The organism is Faecalibacterium prausnitzii (assembly GCF_003287495.1).
GTDB lineage: Bacteria > Bacillota > Clostridia > Oscillospirales > Ruminococcaceae > Faecalibacterium > Faecalibacterium prausnitzii_I.
This window is the reverse complement of sequence record NZ_PRLE01000003.1, coordinates 206,523-222,013: the sequence shown is the minus strand read 5'-3', so window position 1 is coordinate 222,013 and position 15,491 is coordinate 206,523. Positions and strand designations below refer to the sequence as shown.

Here is a 15,491-nt window from a genome sequence, read left to right as displayed (position 1 = left end):
ATCGAGGGATTACTATGCCTGATACAACCCCTGTCATCTCGGCCAAAAACCTCAACCTCTGGTATGGGGATTTCAAGGCCCTGAAAAATATTTCGCTGGACGTGGGCGAGCGGGAGATCACGGCCCTCATCGGCCCCTCCGGCTGCGGCAAGTCCACGTTCCTCAAAACGCTCAACCGGATGAACGATCTGGTTCCTGGTGTCCGCATCGAGGGGGATGTCCGGCTCAAAGGCCAGGACATCTTTGCCCGGGAGATGGAGCTCACCACCCTGCGCCGCCGGGTGGGTATGGTGTTCCAGAAAGCCAACCCGTTCCCCATGAGCATCTACGATAACATCACCTACGGCCCCAAGCTCCACGGCGTGAAGAACAAGGCCGAGCTGGATGAGCTGGTGGAAAGCTCCCTGCGGGGCGCCGCCCTCTGGGACGAGGTGAAAGACCGCCTGAAAAAGAGCGCTCTGGGCCTTTCCGGCGGCCAGCAGCAGCGCCTGTGCATTGCCCGGGCACTGGCCGTCAAGCCGGAAGTGCTGCTGATGGACGAGCCCACCAGCGCCCTGGACCCCGGCTCCACCATGAAAGTGGAAGAGCTGATGAGCGAGCTGAAAAAGAACTACACCGTGGTCATCGTCACCCACAACATGCAGCAGGCGGCCCGCATCAGCGACCGCACCGCGTTCTTCCTGCTGGGCGAGCTGGTGGAGGCGGGCCCCACGGCTCAGATCTTCAGCACCCCGCAGGACAAACGGACCGAGGATTATATCTCGGGCCGCTTTGGTTAAGGTTGGAAAGAGGTGGAACCCATGAGCATCCGTACACAATATGATTCCGACCTCGAGGCCCTGAAAGCCGCGCTGGCCGAAATGGGCCGCAGCTCCGCCGACGCCGTGGAGGACGCGCTGGAAGCCCTCTGCACCGCTGACGCGGACGCCGCGGCAGGCATCGTCAAGGGCGATGGCCGGATCAACAACATGGAGCAGGACATTGAGCACCGCTGCATGACCCTGCTGCTCCGCCAGCAGCCCGTGGCGGGCGATCTGCGCCGCATTTCCACGGCCATGAAAGTCGTCACGGACATGGAGCGGATCGGCGACCACGCCGCCGATATCGCCGAGATCATCCCCCATCTGGTCACCGTCCGCAAGGAGGGCGACCCGGCGGTCAGCCAGGCCATCCGGATGGGCCAGAAAGCCCACCAGATGATCCTGGACGCCCTTGCCGCCCTCACGGCAGAGGACGAGACGGCCGCCCGTAAAGTCATCGCCGCTGACGATGAGGTGAATTGCGATTTCAACGCCATCAAGCACACGCTGGCCCGGGAGATCGCTGCCGACCCCGGCAAGGTGGATGCCGCGCTGGATCTGCTCATGGTCATCAAGTATCTGGAGCGGATCGGCGATCACGCTGTCAACCTGGCCGAGTGGGTGGAGTTTGTCCGCACCGGCTGCTACCACAACGAGACTCTGTTTTAACGTTCAAGATGTGTTTCTCCCGGATGAGTTTTTCGTGTTTTCCTCACTTTCCGGAAAGAGCTGCCGCGGCGGGACGCTGCGGCGGCTTTTTTGGATTCCGCAATGGATCTCCCCTGTCAGGGGAGCTGTCTGCACTCCAGTGCAGACGGAGAGGTTTCATTGCAAAGAACTTGTGAAAATTACAAAAAACGCAATTTTCGTCCCGCGCCATTCGTATCCCATACAGAACAGCTTCCGGGCGGAAGCTGGCGTAACTGGTGGCGGCGGGCGTCCGGCGTCCCCCCTGTCCCCCGCCCGCCGCACCACAATGGAGGACACACTCTATGGCAAACATCGAAAAATTCCCGCTGGAAGCGCGCGGCGAAACGGTCAGCCGGGAAGCGCTGGTCCAGGCGGCATTGCACGAGATCACCCAGAATTACCGGGAAGCAAGCCTTTCCAACGTGGCCCGCAGTTACGGCGTCTCGCTGGCCTATGTCAGCGAGTGCGTCCGTGCTCAGACGGGCAAGACCTACAAAGAGCTGCTGCAGAAGCACCGGATGGAGACCGCCGCCCGGCTGCTCCGCCGCAGCGACTGGAACATCCAGCAGATCATTACTTACGTCGGCTACGAGAACACCAGCTACTTCTACCGCCTTTTCCATGAGCGGTATGGCGTCAGCCCCCGGGAGTACCGCCGCAGCCGCACCCCGCGCGTCCGGGCCAGCGCATGAATACGCCCGGCTCCTCTTGAAAGATGTACTGCCGCTTTGTGCAGTGCATCTTTTTTTGTGCAGAGAGGTCCCTGCGCCGCAAAATCTGGAAATTGCGGGCCGATTGTGCTATTATGATAGAAATGATGCTGTGTGCGGGGGAGCGCCCCGGCACGGAAAGAGAAGGTGGAACTGTATGTTTCGTGGAGCGACCCGCTCGGATCTGCCCGAGATCCTGAAAATCTATGCCCGCGCCCGGGAGGCTATGGCCGCCGCCGGCAACCCCGCCCAGTGGGGCGCCAGCTTCCCGCCGGAAGAGCTGCTGAAAGAGGATATTGATTCCAACCGCCTGTTTGTCTACCTCGTCAATGGCGAGCTGGAAGCGGTGTTTGCATTCATCCTCGGCCCGGACCCCACGTATGCCGTGATCGAGGACGGCCAGTGGCTCAACGACACCTTGCCCTACGGCACCATCCATCGGCTGGCCTCGGCGGGCAAGCGCAAGGGCGTGGCAACGGATGTCATCACCTGGTGTCTGGAGCACTGCGAGAGCCTGCGCGCCGACACCCACGCCGACAACAAAGCCATGCAGCACATTCTGGAAGAAACCGGTTTTATCCGCTGCGGCGTCATCCATGTGGCAGACGGCTCCCCTCGCTTTGCCTACCAGCGGATGTCCCTTACCATGCCGCTGGAACATTAAGGAGGTTTTGACATGAAGATCACACAGGTCAAGCTGGGCCGCATTTCGACCCCGCTCCGCGTTCCGTTCAAAACCGCCCTGCGCACTGTCAACAGTGTGGAGGACGTCATCGTAGAGCTCCACACCGATACCGGCGCGGTGGGCTATGGCGAAGCGCCCCCCACTGGCGTCATCACCGGCGACACCACCGGGGCCATCCTCGGTGCCATTCAGGATCACATTGCTCCGGCCATTCTGGGCCGTGACCTCGACGAGTTTGAGGACCTGACCGCCGCGGTCCAGAAAGCCCTTGTCCACAACACCAGTGCCAAGGCCGCCGTGGATATGGCCCTGTGGGACCTGCTGGGCCAGAAATACAACGCCCCGGTCTACCGGATGCTGGGCGGTGCCCGGAAGAACATCGTCACCGACATCACCATCAGCGTCAACGCCCCGGAGGAGATGGCCCGGGATGCCCGCACCGCCGTCCGGCGCGGCTACGATTGCCTGAAAGTCAAGGTCGGCATTGACCCGGAGCTGGATGTGGCCCGTTTGGCCGCCGTCCGCGAGGCCGTGGGCAAGGACATCTGCATCCGCATTGATGCCAACCAGGCCTGGAACGCCAAGCAGGCCGTCCGCATCCTGAACCAGATGCAGGACAAGGGCCTCGACATCGAGTTTGTGGAGCAGCCTGTCCCCGCCGCCGATCTGGAGGGGATGCAGTACGTCACCCGCCACGCCGATGTGCCGGTGCTGGCCGATGAGAGCGTGTTCAGCCCGGCGGATGCCCTCAAGATCATGCAGACGGGCGCTGCCGACCTCGTGAACATCAAACTGATGAAATGCGGCGGCATCACCAACGCCCTCCGCATTGCCGCCGCCGCTGAGGTGTACGGCGTGGAGTGCATGATCGGCTGCATGCTGGAAGCCAAGATCTCGGTCAACGCCGCTGTGGAGCTGGCCTGCGCCAAGAAGATCATTACCAGGATCGACCTGGATGGCCCCGTGCTCTGCAGTGAGGATCACATCCTCGGCGGTGCCACGTTCGATGAAAAGAACATCACCGTCTCGGACGCGCCGGGCATGGGCATTCAGGGCTTTGTGGCCGGAAAAGTGCACTATCTCGATTGAAATAGACCATAAACAGGACTCCCGCCGCGTGAAAAACGGCGGGAGTTTTTTTGCTTGTGTCAAAACTGTTCTCGATACAGATACAGATGAAAAAAGTTTATCTCAGGACACTCTTAGATGAAAAACAAAATAATTGGCTAAAATCTTTGACTTTCGGCCCATACACGACTATAATCGTACATGTTCCTGGTAGAGGAATGGGAAAATATGTGCGCAATAGGCGCACAACTTGCAAATGGAGGAGTGTAACGATATGAAAACTTTGAATGCGGCTGCTGCCAAGTACAACAGCATCAGCCTGATCGTCCGCATCCTGTGCGGTCTGGTCATCGGCGCGGTGCTGGCACTGACAGTCCCGGGGGCTGGCTGGGTCGCGGAGCTCGGCACCCTGTTTGTCGGTGCTCTGAAAGGCATTGCCCCGGTGCTGGTCTTTGTCATCGTGGCCAGCGCGCTGGCGCAGGGCTCGTCCAAGCTGGACCGACGCTTTGGCACGGTCATCTGGCTGTACATGCTCACCACGTTTCTGGCGGCGGCCATTGCATCCGTCACCAGCTTTCTGTTCCCGGTCACTGTCGTCCTGGCGGACGCGGCAGAATCGGACGTCATTCCCCAGGGTCTGGGCGAGGTGCTGAACACCCTGCTGGCCAACTTTGTGGCCAACCCCGTCAGCGCCATCATGAACGGCAACTACATCGGCATCCTGTTCTGGGCCTGCCTGTTTGGCCTTGCCATGAAGAAGATCGGTGCCGAGAGCACCAAGGTCTTCCTCTCCAACACGGCTGACGCCGTTTCCCAGATCGTCCGCTGGATCATCAACCTGGCTCCGTTCGGCATCATGGGTCTGGTGTACTCCAACGTTTCCAGCAACGGCCTGTCCATCTTTACCCAGTACGGCAAGCTGCTGGCCCTGCTGGTGGGCACCATGCTCTTTATGGCGCTCATCGTTTCGCCGCTCATCATGTTCCTCTATCTGGGCTGCAACCCCTATCCGCTGGTCTTCCGCTGCCTGAAAGAATCCGGCCTGACCGCGTTCTTCACCCGCAGCTCGGCGGCAAACATCCCCGTCAACATGGCCCTGTGCGAGAAGCTGGGCCTCGATAAGGATATGTACTCCGTCTCCATCCCGCTGGGTGCCACCATCAACATGGACGGCGCGGCCATCACCATCACCATCATGACGCTGGCTGCGGCCAACACCCTGGGCATTCAGGTCTCTCTGCCCGCCGCCGTTGTCCTGAGCGCCATGAGCGCCCTGGGTGCCTGCGGCGCTTCCGGCGTGGCGGGCGGCTCCCTGCTGCTCATTCCCATGGCCTGCTCCCTGTTTGGCATCTCCAACGACATTGCCATGCAGATGGTCGGCGTCGGCTTCATCATCGGCGTGGTGCAGGACTCCGTGGAAACGGCTCTGAACTCCGCCGGCGACGTGGAGTTTGCGGCCACCGCCGAGTATCACCAGTGGCGCAAGGAGGGCAAGCCCCTGCCGGACTTCCTCCAGAAGAAATAATTTTCAAAAGCATGAGAAAAGGGCTGACACTTCGTGTGTCAGCCCTTTTGTGCTGTAAAAAATCAGTCGATCCGCTTTGCCTTGGTCAGCGCGTTGACGATGAGCGGGATCAGAATGAGCTGGGCAAGGATGCCGGGCACGGCGGTAAGGAGCGCGCCGGACAGGAATGCTGAGAACGGGAAGCTGGAACCGGTGAGCCCGGCCAGGATGAACCGGACAACGCCCCAGACCAGACGGCCAGCCACCATGGCGGAGAGGAGGGTGGCAAACATCATCGGCAGGGTGTGCTGGACCCGGCGGTAAACGACGCCGGAAACAAAGCCGTAGGTGGCCAGCTCAAAGGCCATGGAAATGGCAACCGGGAACATCGGGGGCATCCCGAACAGCACCGAGCGGAGCAGCGGGGCCGCAAAGCCCACGGCAAGGCCCCAGGGGCCGCCCAGCACAAAGCCGCACAGCAGGATGGGGAAATGCATGGGGCAGAGCATGTTGCCCACCTGGGGCACATGGCCGGTGATCATGGGCAGCACAAAGGCCAGTGCGAGAAACAGGGCCGCCAGCACGATGCCGCGGGTGGCAGAAGTTTTGGTTTTCATGGTGATTCCTCCTGAGGTGACGCAAAAAAGGGCCTGCCCCGGCATCCATGCCAAAGGCAGACCCCTTCGTGGCGTCTGTTACAAAAAGTTTGGGAAAATGAGCTGCAAAGGGCGGGCTTCTGCCCGCAGGCCCGGCTTCCTGCCGGAAATTGTGAAAAGTATAGCAGAGATTCGCGGCTTTTGTCAAGTGAAGCTGCAAAATGCCCAAAAAGCAGAGCATTTCCGACGGATTTTGCCCGGTGATGTACATTTTGCTGAAAAAACTTGACCTTTTTGCACAGAATAGATAATATAAACTTGAACTATAGTGCAAAACCGCGGCAAACACCAAGGAATTGCGCGCCATCCATCTTGCAGATTCTTGCAATTCTGAGGTTCATACGGGAGGACCATCATGACAAATGCAGAAAAGCTCACCCTGGCAAAGCACGCCTGCCACATCCGCATGGGCGTGATCGAGGGGACCCACAGCGCCAAGTGCGGCCATCCGGGCGGTAGCCTGGACATTGCAGAGGTGCTGTCTTACCTCTATTTCGTGGACATGAACGTTGACCCTGAAAATCCGAAAGCACCGGACCGTGACCGTCTGGTGCTCTCCAAGGGCCACGCGGCCCCCGGCCTGTACGCCGCTCTGGCCGAGCGCGGCTATTTCCCGGTGGAAGACCTGAAGACCCTGCGTAAGATCGGCAGCTACCTGCAGGGCCACCCCAACATGAACACGGTGCCGGGCGTGGATATGTCCACCGGCAGCCTGGGCCAGGGTATCTCTGCCGCCTGCGGTATGGCACTGGGTGCCAAGCTCAAGCAGCAGCCCGTCAGCGTCTACGCCATCGTGGGCGACGGCGAGGTGGAAGAGGGCGAGTGCTGGGAGGCGTTCATGTTTGCGTCCCACTACAAGCTCTCCAACCTCTGCGTCTTCCTGGACCGCAACCATCTGCAGATCGACGGTACCACCGAGACGGTCATGGACAGCCACCCGCTGGAAGAAAAGCTCAAGGCTTTCAATTTCAACGTTCTGACCATCAATGGCCACGATTATGACGCCATCGAGTCCGCCATCAAGGCTTTCCACGCGGAAAACGACAAGCCCACCTGCATCATTCTGGACACCATCAAGGGCAAGGGCGTTTCCTTTATGGAGAACGCTGTGGAGTGGCACGGCAAGGGCCCCAACGATGAAGAGTACGCCATCGCCATGCAGGAGCTGAACGCAGCCTACGCCGCGCTGGAAGAGGAGGACAAGTAAGATGGCAGAAGTGAAGAAGATCGCAACCCGTGACAGTTACGGCAATACCCTGAAAGAGCTGGCCGCCGAGGGCCACGATGAGCTGGTGGTGCTGGACGCGGATCTGGCTGCTGCCACCAAGACGGGCATGTTCCGCAAGGCTTACCCCGGCCGCCACTTTGACTGCGGCATTGCCGAGAGCAATATGATGGGCGTGGCTGCAGGCCTGTCCACCATGGGCTATGTCCCCTTTGTTTCCAGCTTTGCCATGTTTGCCGCGGGCCGCGCGTTTGAGCAGATCCGCAACTCCATCGGCTACCCTCACCTCAACGTCAAGATCGGTGCCACCCATGGCGGCATCTCGGTGGGCGAGGACGGCGCTTCCCACCAGTGCTGTGAGGACTTTGCCCTCATGCGCAGCATCCCCGGTATGACGGTCATCTGCCCCGCTGACGATGTGGAAGCCCGCGCCGCTGTCCGTGCCGCCTACGAGATGCAGGGCCCGGTCTACCTCCGCTTTGGCCGTCTGGCGGTTCCCGTGTTCCACGACGAGGCCAACTACCATTTTGAGCTGGGCAAGGGCGAGCAGATCACCGAGGGCGATGACATCGCCATCGTGGCTACCGGCCTGATGGTCAACGAGGCCCGCATTGCCGCCGAGCAGCTGGCTGCCGAGGGCATCCACGCCCGGATCATCAACATCCACACCATCAAGCCCCTGGATGAGGACATCATCCTCAAGGCGGCCAAGGAGTGCGGCAAGATCGTCACTGCCGAGGAGCACAATGTCATCGGCGGTCTGGGCGAGGCTGTCTGTGCCGTCCTGAGCGAGAAGTGCCCCACCCCCGTCCGCCGTGTGGGCGTGCAGGATAAGTTCGGCTGCTCCGGCCCGGCCTGGGATCTGCTCAAGCTGTATGGTCTGGACGCTGCCACCATCTGCAAGACTGCAAAAGAGATGCTGGGCAAGTAAAAAATCTGCTTTTCCGGAGGCCGCTGTAAGTTGCAGCGGCCTCTTTTGCGTTTTCTGCCGCCTTGTGTGACACAGTCACGGAAAACGGGGGCCCAATGGGGTATACTAGCACCATCGAACACAACGATACACTCTTACGGAGGTAAAAAATATGGCAGTCATCAATATTACCAGCGCAAACTTTGAATCCGAGGTCCTGCACAGCGACAAGCCCGTCCTGCTGGATTTCTGGGCAACCTGGTGCGGCCCCTGCCGGATGCTCTCCCCCATCGTGGACGAGGTGGCCGAGGAGCGCGGCGACATCAAGGTGGGCAAAGTCAACGTGGACGAGCAGCCTGAGCTGGCCGGCCAGTTCGACGTCATGAGCATCCCCACCCTGCTGGTCTTTGAGAACGGCAAGCTGGTCAACCGCGCCGTCGGTGCCCGCCCGAAGAGCGGCGTCCTGAGCCTGCTGGGCTGAGATAAAGTATGAGAGCAAGCCCCATATCCGTACTGTAAAAGTGACGGATGTGGGGCTTTTGTGCTTGAATGAAATACTGATAAATTTGGCGACAAAATGGTTGACATTTTGGCTGCGGAACCCTATACTGAAAGTACAGGAGGTGGGCAGAATGAACTCACTGGTAAATGCAATCAAGAATACAGTGCCGATCACGCAGTTCAACCGTGGTCTGGCCGGAAAAATATTTGAAGACGTCAAAAAGCAGGGTGCGAAGGTCGTGATGAAGAATAACACGCCGGAGTGTGTTCTGATGTCGCCGGAAGAATATCTGAGTCTGATGGAAGAGGTGGAGGACGCAAAGCTTCTCCGGCTGGCAGAAAGCCGCTTGCAGAATTTTACGCCTGCGGAAACAATTCCGGCAGAGGAAGTCTACCAGCTGGCCGAAAAACGTGCCGCAAAAAATAATTTATAATCAGGGCTCCATATCCGCACTGCAATGTGTCGGAAACGAAGACAAATAAAATACGATAGAACGAATGAATTTTTGAAAGATTGCATGGAATTTTATCAAAGTGTTATTCTTCTATGAATTTTAGCACTCTAGGCTTGACATTGCTAATAAACGGTGCTATAACAGGGCCGTGCTCAGGAGGAAGGGCAAAAGGAGAGCCGCGAGGTTCCCCGGAAAGCCTTTCCGAATGGACGCTTCAGATTTTTTGCCCCGACCCGAACGCCGGGATTGGAGGAATGATTTATGTTTATGCCTGCTGTTTTCCATGAAAACCTGTTCGATGATTTCTTCGATCCGTTCTGGAATGACGCTGCACTGGAACGTGCGATGAACCGTGAGGCTCGCAGCACGTTTGGCAAGCATGGTGCAAACATGATGAAGACCGATGTCAAACAGACGGACAATGGCTACGAAGTAGCTGTTGACCTGCCGGGCTGCAAGAAGGAAGACGTTCAGATGGAACTGAACGACGGCTACCTGACCATTCAGGCGGTGCGCAGCCACAGCAACGATGAAAAGGATAAAGAGGGCCGCTATCTGCGGCGCGAATCTTTCTCCGGCACCTGTGCCCGCAGCTTCTACGTGGGCGATGTTGTGAAGAAAGAAGACATCCACGCGAAGTTCGAGGATGGCGTCCTGCACATCGAGCTGCCTGCTCCTCAGCAGACGAAGGCGTTGCCTGAGAACCCGAATCTGATTGCAATTGAGTAAAACGTTGGTCGTGTGAGCCAAGGCACAACACGCATAGAAAGCCCCCGGAGAGCGGTAAAACACCCTCCGGGGGCTTTTTTGCGCCCAAAAGAGCCAGGATACGGTGGATTTGTCCGCTGAGAACGGACAACTGGCAAACACACCAGAAAATTTTTGCTGGAAAATCAAAAGGCTGTCACTTTTATGCTTTACAACTTTACCAAGATAAAGTAAAATGAAACCAGAACATCCTGCATCGGCTGCAGGAAAAGCCTGCACGGAACGTGCCGTGCAAAAGGCGTGGAAAAACACTGGGAAAGAAATGGGGAGACAGCATGGAGTTTGATCTTGCACGGCTGCAGCCCAAGGAGCGTGCCTCCTTTGCGCTGCGCGCGCTGTACGAAGCGGCGGGCTGCCGCAAATACCACATGGGCCGGTTTGAGGAGTATGGCCTGTATCAGGAGAACCGCAGCTTCCTTTCCTCGGAGCAGGTCATCACGTTTACCGACCTGGATGGCCGCCTGCTGGCCCTCAAGCCGGACGTGACCCTTTCCATTGCCAAGACGGCACAGCCCGCCCCGGGCGAAACGCTGAAATATTATTACCACGAGAACGTCTACCGCCCCTCGGCGGAGAGCCACACGTTCAAGGAAATCTCCCAGATGGGCCTGGAACTGCTGGGCGAGGTGAAAGAGCCGGAGGTGCGGCAGACGGTCTGCCTGGCGGCCCGGTCACTGGAGCAGATGGGCCAGCCGTGGGTGCTGGAGATCAGCCACATGGGCTATCTCTTCGGCCTGTTCGACGCGCTGGGCGTGCCGGAGGCCGCCCGCCCCGCTCTGCTGGAAACGCTGCGGGCCAAGAACATCCATGAGCTGCGGGCGGCTGCCAAAGCGGCGGGCCTTTCGGATGCCGATGCCAACGCCCTGACGGCCCTGCTCTCCCTCAGCGGGGAGTATGCCGTGGCCCTGCCCAAGGCCGCGGCCCTCTGCCGCAACGCCCGGATGGAGGCCGCCGTGGCCGAGCTTAACGCGCTGGCCGAACCGCTGGCAAAGGCGGGCGGCAGCATCCGGCTGGACCTGACCCTTGCGGGCGAGATGGAGTATTACAACGGCCTTATTTTCCAGGGCTATCTCCGCCCTCTGCCCCGCCCGCTGCTCAAGGGCGGCCGGTACGACCTGCTGATGCAGAAATTCACCCCCGGGGCGGACGCCATCGGGTTTGCCGTCTATCTGGACGAGCTGGACCGCCTGAGCGCCCCGCTGCCGCCCGTCCAGCAGCAGAACGCCGATCAAGGAATGCTGAATGTGGCCCTGCCCAAGGGCCGCCTGGGCGATAAGGTCTACGACCTGCTGGCCAGGATTGGCTACGGCTGCCCGGAGGACTACAACGCCACCCGCAAGCTGGTGGTGGAAAACCCGGCGGCGGGCATCCGCTACTTCCTCGTCAAGCCCAGCGACGTTGCCATTTACGTCGAGCACGGCGCGGCGGATGTGGGCATCGTGGGCAAGGATATCCTGACGGAGGCCTCTGCCGATGTCTACGAGCTGCTGGACACCGGCCTGGGCAAATGCCGGATGTGCGTGGCCGCCCCGGCGGATTACCAGGACGACCCAAGCCGCCCGGTGCGGGTGGCGACCAAGTTCGTCAACATTGCAAAAAGCTATTACGCGTCCATGGGCCGGGACATCGATATCATCAAGCTGAACGGTTCCATTGAGCTGGCCCCCATCCTGGGCCTCTCGGACGTCATCGTGGACATCGTGGAGACGGGCACCACCCTCCGGGAAAACGGCCTGAAAGTGGTCACGGAGTTCATGCCCATCTCGGCCCGGTTCATTGCCAATAAGGCCAGCTACCAGTTCAAACACAACGAGATGGAACGTATGCTCACAAAGCTGCGGGCAGCACTTGCAGAACAGGAGGCAGCAAAATGATCAAGCTCTATGATTTTGATTCGCTCAAGCCGGAAGAGATTTTAAACCGCGACATCCGCGCCGAGAAGAACGTGGAAGACGTGGTGGACGCCATCCTTGCGGACGTCCGCACCCGGGGCGATGAGGCCCTGAAAGAATACGCCCTCAAGTTCGATGGCGCGGAGATCGAGAATTTACAGGTGACGCAGGAGGAGATCGAGGACGCCTTTGCCAACATGGACCCCTACTTCCTCGAAACCCTGAAAGAAGCCGCCGCCAACATCGAGAGCTTCCACCGCCAGCAGGTGCACAAGAACTTTGTGGTCAACGACAAGCCCGGCATCGTGCTGGGCCAGAAGTACACCCCCATTGAAAAGGCGGGTGTCTACGTCCCGGGCGGCACGGCGGCCTACCCCTCCACCGTCCTCATGGACGTCATCCCGGCCAAGGTGGCGGGCGTGTCCGAGATCGTCATGACCACCCCGGCGGGCAAGGACGGCAAGGTGAACCCCGTCATCCTGGCCGCGGCGGCCACCGCCGGCGTGACCAAAATTTTCAAGACCGGCGGCGCCCAGGCCGTGGCCGCGCTGGCCTACGGCACCCAGACCATCCCGGCGGTGGACAAGATCGTGGGCCCCGGCAACATCTACGTTGCCACCGCCAAGCGGAAAGTTTTCGGCAAGGTGGGCATTGATATGATCGCAGGTCCCAGCGAGATTCTGGTACTGGCCGATGGCGGCTGCAACCCCGCCTGGGTGGCGGCCGACCTGCTGAGCCAGGCCGAGCACGACAAGCTGGCCAGCCCCGTCCTTGTCACCGACAGCCCGGAGCTTGCCCAGGCCGTGCAGGCCGAGCTGGAGGTTCAAATCCCTCAGCTGCCCCGTGCCGCCATTGCCCGGGCCAGCGTGGACGACAACGGCAAGATCATCGTCTGTGCGGACCTGCACAAGGCCATTGAGGCCTGCAACATCATTGCACCCGAGCATCTGGAAGTCTGTGTGGAAGACCCGTTCGGCGTGCTGAACGAGATCAAGAACGCGGGCAGCATCTTCCTGGGCCGCAACGTGCCCGAGGCGCTGGGTGATTACTTCGCAGGCCCCAACCACACCCTGCCCACCAGCGGCACTGCCCGCTTCTCCAGCCCCCTGGGCGTGGACGATTTCGTCAAGAAATCCAGCTTTCTTTACTACACCCGGGAGGCGCTGGGCGAGGTTGCCCCCCGCATTGCCGATTTTGCCGAGCGGGAGGGCCTGCACGCCCACGCCCGCAGTGTGACGATTCGATACGAATAAACCTCTCAGGCGCTTTGCGCCAGCTCCCCTATCAGGGGAGCCCTTGGCAAAGAGGTTTCGTTGCCAGTTGACGAGAACGCATTATCAGAAACGGAGGAACATCGAATGAGCCGTTTTCTTTCACCCCGCCTTGCCGCTGTCACCCCCTACACCCCGGGGGAGCAGCCGCAGGACCAGAAATACATTAAGCTCAACACCAACGAGAGCCCCTACCCGCCCTCCCCGGCGGTTCTGGACGCCGTGAGCCGGGCCGAGGTGGAAAAGCTCCGCCTCTACTCCGACCCCGCCTGTGCCGACCTGCTCCAGACTGCGGCAAAGCACTTTGGCCTGCAGCCGGATCAGATCATGCCCGGCAACGGCAGCGACGAGAACCTCTTCTTCGCGCTCCGGGCGTTCTGCGATGAGAGCCACCCGCTGGCCTATGCCGACATCACCTACGGCTGCTACGGCGTCTGGTGCGGGCTGCTCCACATCCCCAGCGATATCGTTCCCCTGAAAGAGGATTTCACGCTGGACCCCGCCGATTACTACGGCAGAAACGAGACCATCGTCATTGCCAACCCCAATGCCCCCACGGGTCTGGCCCTGCCCCGCGGTGCCATAGAGGGCATCCTGAAAGCCAACCCCAACAACGTGGTCATTGTGGACGAGGCCTATGTGGACTTTGGCGGGGAGAGCTGCGTGCCCCTCATCGACCAGTACGAGAACCTGCTGGTGATCCAGACCTTCTCCAAATCCCGCCAGCTGGCGGGTGCCCGGCTGGGCCTGGCCATGGGCAATGCAAAGCTCATTGCAGACCTGAATCGGGTCAAGTTCAGCCTGAACCCCTACAATATCAACCGGCTGACCCTGAAAGCCGGTGAGGCCGCGCTGAACGATACCGCCTATTTCGACAAGACCCGCGCGGCCATCATCGAGACCCGTGCCTGGACGAAACAGCAGCTGGAAGCGCGGGGCTTCACCTGCCTGGACAGCCGCTCCAATTTCCTGTTTGCCAGCACGGAGCGGAAAAACGGGGCGGAACTTTACAAAAAGTTGAAAGAAAAGGGCGTGCTGGTGCGGCATTTCGATGCCCCGCGCATTGCCAACTGGCTGCGCGTCACCATTGGCACGCCGGAGGAAATGCAGGCGCTGCTGGCAGCTCTTGACAAGATTTTGGAGGAATGAGCCATGCGGGAAGTGAGCATCGAACGGAACACCAACGAGACGCAGATCGAGCTGACCCTCAATCTGGACGGCGCGGGCCGCTATCAGGTGGACACGGGCTGCGGCTTTCTGAACCACATGCTGGAGCTGTTTGCCCGGCATGGCCGCTTTGACCTCGTCCTCACCTGCCACGGCGATGTGGAGGTGGACTACCACCACACCACCGAGGATATCGGCATTGCACTGGGGCAGGCTTTTGCCAAGGCTCTGGGCGATATGCGGGGCATCCGCCGCTACGGCAGCTTCACTCTGCCCATGGACGAAGCCCTCATCCTCTGCGCGGTGGATATCTCCGGCCGCTGCACCCTCAACTGGGATGTCCACTGCAAGACCGAAAAAGTAGGCGATTTTGACGTGGAGTGCGTGCAGGAGTTCTGGCTGGGCTTTGTGCGCAACCTGCCCGGCACAGTCCACTTTGTACAATTTGCAGGCGAAAATACCCACCACATTCTGGAAGCCTGCTTCAAGGGGGCGGGCCGCGCGCTGGCCGAGGCCGTCCGCATCGACGCTGCCCACCGGGATGAGATCCCCTCCACGAAAGGACTGCTGGTATGATTGCAATGGTTGATTATGGCGTGGGCAATCTGTTCAGCCTCAAATCCAGCCTGGCCCATCTGGGGCTGGAAGCGGTGGTCACGGCAGACCCCGCCCGGCTCCGGGCGGCTGACCGGATCATCCTGCCCGGCGTGGGAGCCTTTGGCGACGCCATGGAGAAACTCACCGCCACGGGCCTTGTGCCGGTAATCAAAGAAGAGGCCCGGAAAAAGCCCCTGCTGGGCATCTGCCTGGGGATGCAGCTGCTGTTTGAGAAGAGCTATGAATACGGCGAGCACCAAGGCCTCGGCTTCGTCCAAGGCGAGGTCTGCCCGCTGGAGCCGGACCTGAAAGACCCGGCGCTGAAAGTGCCCCAGATCGGCTGGAACGCCCTCCACATCCTCCGGGACGACCCGCTTTTCCAATATATCCAGGAGGGCGAGTACGTCTATTACGTCCACAGCTATTACGGCAGACACTGTACCGCCAGTACGTTGGCCGTCAGTGATTACTCCATCCCGGTCACGGGCGTGGTGCGGGCGGGCAAGGTGTACGGCACGCAGTTCCACCCGGAGAAGAGCGGCGACACCGGGCTGCGGATCTTAAAGGCGTTTGCAGAATTGTGAGGAAATAT

The 15,491-nt window shown here is 60.0% G+C and carries 18 protein-coding genes; 17 read left to right on the top strand and 1 reads right to left on the bottom strand.

The genetic code is table 11. From position 1 onward, the window contains the following. Positions 1-14: 14 nt before the first annotated feature. The 6 genes from pstB to sstT all read left to right on the top strand — a co-directional run bounded on the left by pstB (position 15) and on the right by sstT (position 5,478). On the top strand, positions 15-779 hold the full coding sequence (pstB, locus tag C4N22_RS06965; RefSeq protein WP_112148451.1) for a phosphate ABC transporter ATP-binding protein PstB: 765 nt from the start codon (positions 15-17) through the stop codon (positions 777-779). A 21-nt stretch (positions 780-800) separates the two neighbouring features. Further along, positions 801-1,469 carry a phosphate signaling complex protein PhoU gene (gene phoU, locus C4N22_RS06960; protein ID WP_112148450.1) on the top strand — a complete coding sequence of 223 codons (669 nt, stop codon included), beginning with the start codon at positions 801-803 and terminating at the stop codon, positions 1,467-1,469. Between the two features lie 323 nt (positions 1,470-1,792). Next, complete coding sequence (locus C4N22_RS06955) at positions 1,793-2,182, top strand: helix-turn-helix transcriptional regulator (RefSeq protein WP_112115595.1); 390 nt, start codon at positions 1,793-1,795, stop codon at positions 2,180-2,182. A 175-nt stretch (positions 2,183-2,357) separates the two neighbouring features. Further along, a complete protein-coding gene (locus tag C4N22_RS06950; RefSeq protein ID WP_112148449.1) occupies positions 2,358-2,864 on the top strand; it encodes an N-acetyltransferase in 507 nt (168 codons plus the stop codon). 12 nt (positions 2,865-2,876) lie between these two features. Continuing rightward, positions 2,877-3,974, top strand: a complete 1,098-nt coding sequence (locus tag C4N22_RS06945; RefSeq protein WP_112115593.1) for a dipeptide epimerase — start codon at positions 2,877-2,879, stop codon at positions 3,972-3,974. 253 nt (positions 3,975-4,227) lie between these two features. Next, positions 4,228-5,478, top strand: a complete 1,251-nt coding sequence (gene sstT, locus C4N22_RS06940; RefSeq protein WP_112148448.1) for a serine/threonine transporter SstT — start codon at positions 4,228-4,230, stop codon at positions 5,476-5,478. Positions 5,479-5,540: 62 nt separating this feature from the next. On the opposite strand, the gene C4N22_RS06935 is transcribed toward sstT, so the two are convergent. Further along, entirely contained in the window at positions 5,541-6,074 is a 534-nt protein-coding gene (locus C4N22_RS06935; protein ID WP_112148447.1) for an ECF transporter S component, read from the bottom strand. Here C4N22_RS06935 and C4N22_RS12745 point away from each other — a divergent pair. From C4N22_RS12745 to hisH, 11 genes are all read left to right on the top strand, one after another. Next, positions 6,064-6,342, top strand: a complete 279-nt coding sequence (locus C4N22_RS12745; RefSeq protein ID WP_146746517.1) for a hypothetical protein — start codon at positions 6,064-6,066, stop codon at positions 6,340-6,342. The genes C4N22_RS06935 and C4N22_RS12745 overlap by 11 nt on opposite strands. A gap of 126 nt (positions 6,343-6,468) precedes the next feature. Further along, entirely contained in the window at positions 6,469-7,320 is an 852-nt protein-coding gene (locus C4N22_RS06930; RefSeq protein WP_022256844.1) for a transketolase, read from the top strand. A 1-nt stretch (position 7,321) separates the two neighbouring features. After that, the gene (locus tag C4N22_RS06925) at positions 7,322-8,269 is read left to right on the top strand and encodes a transketolase family protein (RefSeq protein ID WP_112148446.1); all 948 of its coding nucleotides are present in this window, start codon (positions 7,322-7,324) and stop codon (positions 8,267-8,269) included. Positions 8,270-8,420: 151 nt separating this feature from the next. Beyond that, on the top strand, positions 8,421-8,729 hold the full coding sequence (gene trxA, locus C4N22_RS06920) for a thioredoxin (RefSeq protein ID WP_022256846.1): 309 nt from the start codon (positions 8,421-8,423) through the stop codon (positions 8,727-8,729). 151 nt (positions 8,730-8,880) lie between these two features. Then, on the top strand, positions 8,881-9,183 hold the full coding sequence (locus tag C4N22_RS06915; protein WP_112148445.1) for a type II toxin-antitoxin system Phd/YefM family antitoxin: 303 nt from the start codon (positions 8,881-8,883) through the stop codon (positions 9,181-9,183). Positions 9,184-9,465: 282 nt separating this feature from the next. Then, positions 9,466-9,933: an Hsp20/alpha crystallin family protein gene (locus C4N22_RS06910; RefSeq protein ID WP_112148444.1), complete on the top strand. Its 468-nt coding sequence runs from the start codon at positions 9,466-9,468 to the stop codon at positions 9,931-9,933. Positions 9,934-10,247: 314 nt separating this feature from the next. Beyond that, positions 10,248-11,846 carry an ATP phosphoribosyltransferase gene (gene hisG / locus C4N22_RS06905; RefSeq protein ID WP_112148443.1) on the top strand — a complete coding sequence of 533 codons (1,599 nt, stop codon included), beginning with the start codon at positions 10,248-10,250 and terminating at the stop codon, positions 11,844-11,846. Beyond that, the gene (gene hisD / locus C4N22_RS06900) at positions 11,843-13,117 is read left to right on the top strand and encodes a histidinol dehydrogenase (protein WP_112148442.1); all 1,275 of its coding nucleotides are present in this window, start codon (positions 11,843-11,845) and stop codon (positions 13,115-13,117) included. Before hisG ends, hisD begins: the two co-directional genes overlap by 4 nt. A 105-nt stretch (positions 13,118-13,222) precedes the next feature. Further along, a complete protein-coding gene (gene hisC / locus C4N22_RS06895) occupies positions 13,223-14,284 on the top strand; it encodes a histidinol-phosphate transaminase (protein WP_112148441.1) in 1,062 nt (353 codons plus the stop codon). 3 nt (positions 14,285-14,287) lie between these two features. Then, on the top strand, positions 14,288-14,878 hold the full coding sequence (hisB, locus tag C4N22_RS06890) for an imidazoleglycerol-phosphate dehydratase HisB (protein WP_022256852.1): 591 nt from the start codon (positions 14,288-14,290) through the stop codon (positions 14,876-14,878). Beyond that, positions 14,875-15,483, top strand: a complete 609-nt coding sequence (hisH, locus tag C4N22_RS06885; RefSeq protein ID WP_022256853.1) for an imidazole glycerol phosphate synthase subunit HisH — start codon at positions 14,875-14,877, stop codon at positions 15,481-15,483. The genes hisB and hisH overlap by 4 nt, the downstream gene beginning before the upstream one ends. Positions 15,484-15,491 lie beyond the last annotated feature (8 nt).

Coding starts and splice junctions, on each gene's coding strand:
- pstB (WP_112148451.1), top strand. CDS start 15: ATGCCTGATACAACCCCTGTCATCTCGGCCAAAAACCTCAACCTCTGG.
- phoU (WP_112148450.1), top strand. CDS start 801: ATGAGCATCCGTACACAATATGATTCCGACCTCGAGGCCCTGAAAGCC.
- C4N22_RS06955 (WP_112115595.1), top strand. CDS start 1,793: ATGGCAAACATCGAAAAATTCCCGCTGGAAGCGCGCGGCGAAACGGTC.
- C4N22_RS06950 (WP_112148449.1), top strand. CDS start 2,358: ATGTTTCGTGGAGCGACCCGCTCGGATCTGCCCGAGATCCTGAAAATC.
- C4N22_RS06945 (WP_112115593.1), top strand. CDS start 2,877: ATGAAGATCACACAGGTCAAGCTGGGCCGCATTTCGACCCCGCTCCGC.
- sstT (WP_112148448.1), top strand. CDS start 4,228: ATGAAAACTTTGAATGCGGCTGCTGCCAAGTACAACAGCATCAGCCTG.
- C4N22_RS06935 (WP_112148447.1), bottom strand. CDS start 6,074: ATGAAAACCAAAACTTCTGCCACCCGCGGCATCGTGCTGGCGGCCCTG.
- C4N22_RS06930 (WP_022256844.1), top strand. CDS start 6,469: ATGACAAATGCAGAAAAGCTCACCCTGGCAAAGCACGCCTGCCACATC.
- C4N22_RS06925 (WP_112148446.1), top strand. CDS start 7,322: ATGGCAGAAGTGAAGAAGATCGCAACCCGTGACAGTTACGGCAATACC.
- trxA (WP_022256846.1), top strand. CDS start 8,421: ATGGCAGTCATCAATATTACCAGCGCAAACTTTGAATCCGAGGTCCTG.
- C4N22_RS06915 (WP_112148445.1), top strand. CDS start 8,881: ATGAACTCACTGGTAAATGCAATCAAGAATACAGTGCCGATCACGCAG.
- C4N22_RS06910 (WP_112148444.1), top strand. CDS start 9,466: ATGTTTATGCCTGCTGTTTTCCATGAAAACCTGTTCGATGATTTCTTC.
- hisG (WP_112148443.1), top strand. CDS start 10,248: ATGGAGTTTGATCTTGCACGGCTGCAGCCCAAGGAGCGTGCCTCCTTT.
- hisD (WP_112148442.1), top strand. CDS start 11,843: ATGATCAAGCTCTATGATTTTGATTCGCTCAAGCCGGAAGAGATTTTA.
- hisC (WP_112148441.1), top strand. CDS start 13,223: ATGAGCCGTTTTCTTTCACCCCGCCTTGCCGCTGTCACCCCCTACACC.
- hisB (WP_022256852.1), top strand. CDS start 14,288: ATGCGGGAAGTGAGCATCGAACGGAACACCAACGAGACGCAGATCGAG.
- hisH (WP_022256853.1), top strand. CDS start 14,875: ATGATTGCAATGGTTGATTATGGCGTGGGCAATCTGTTCAGCCTCAAA.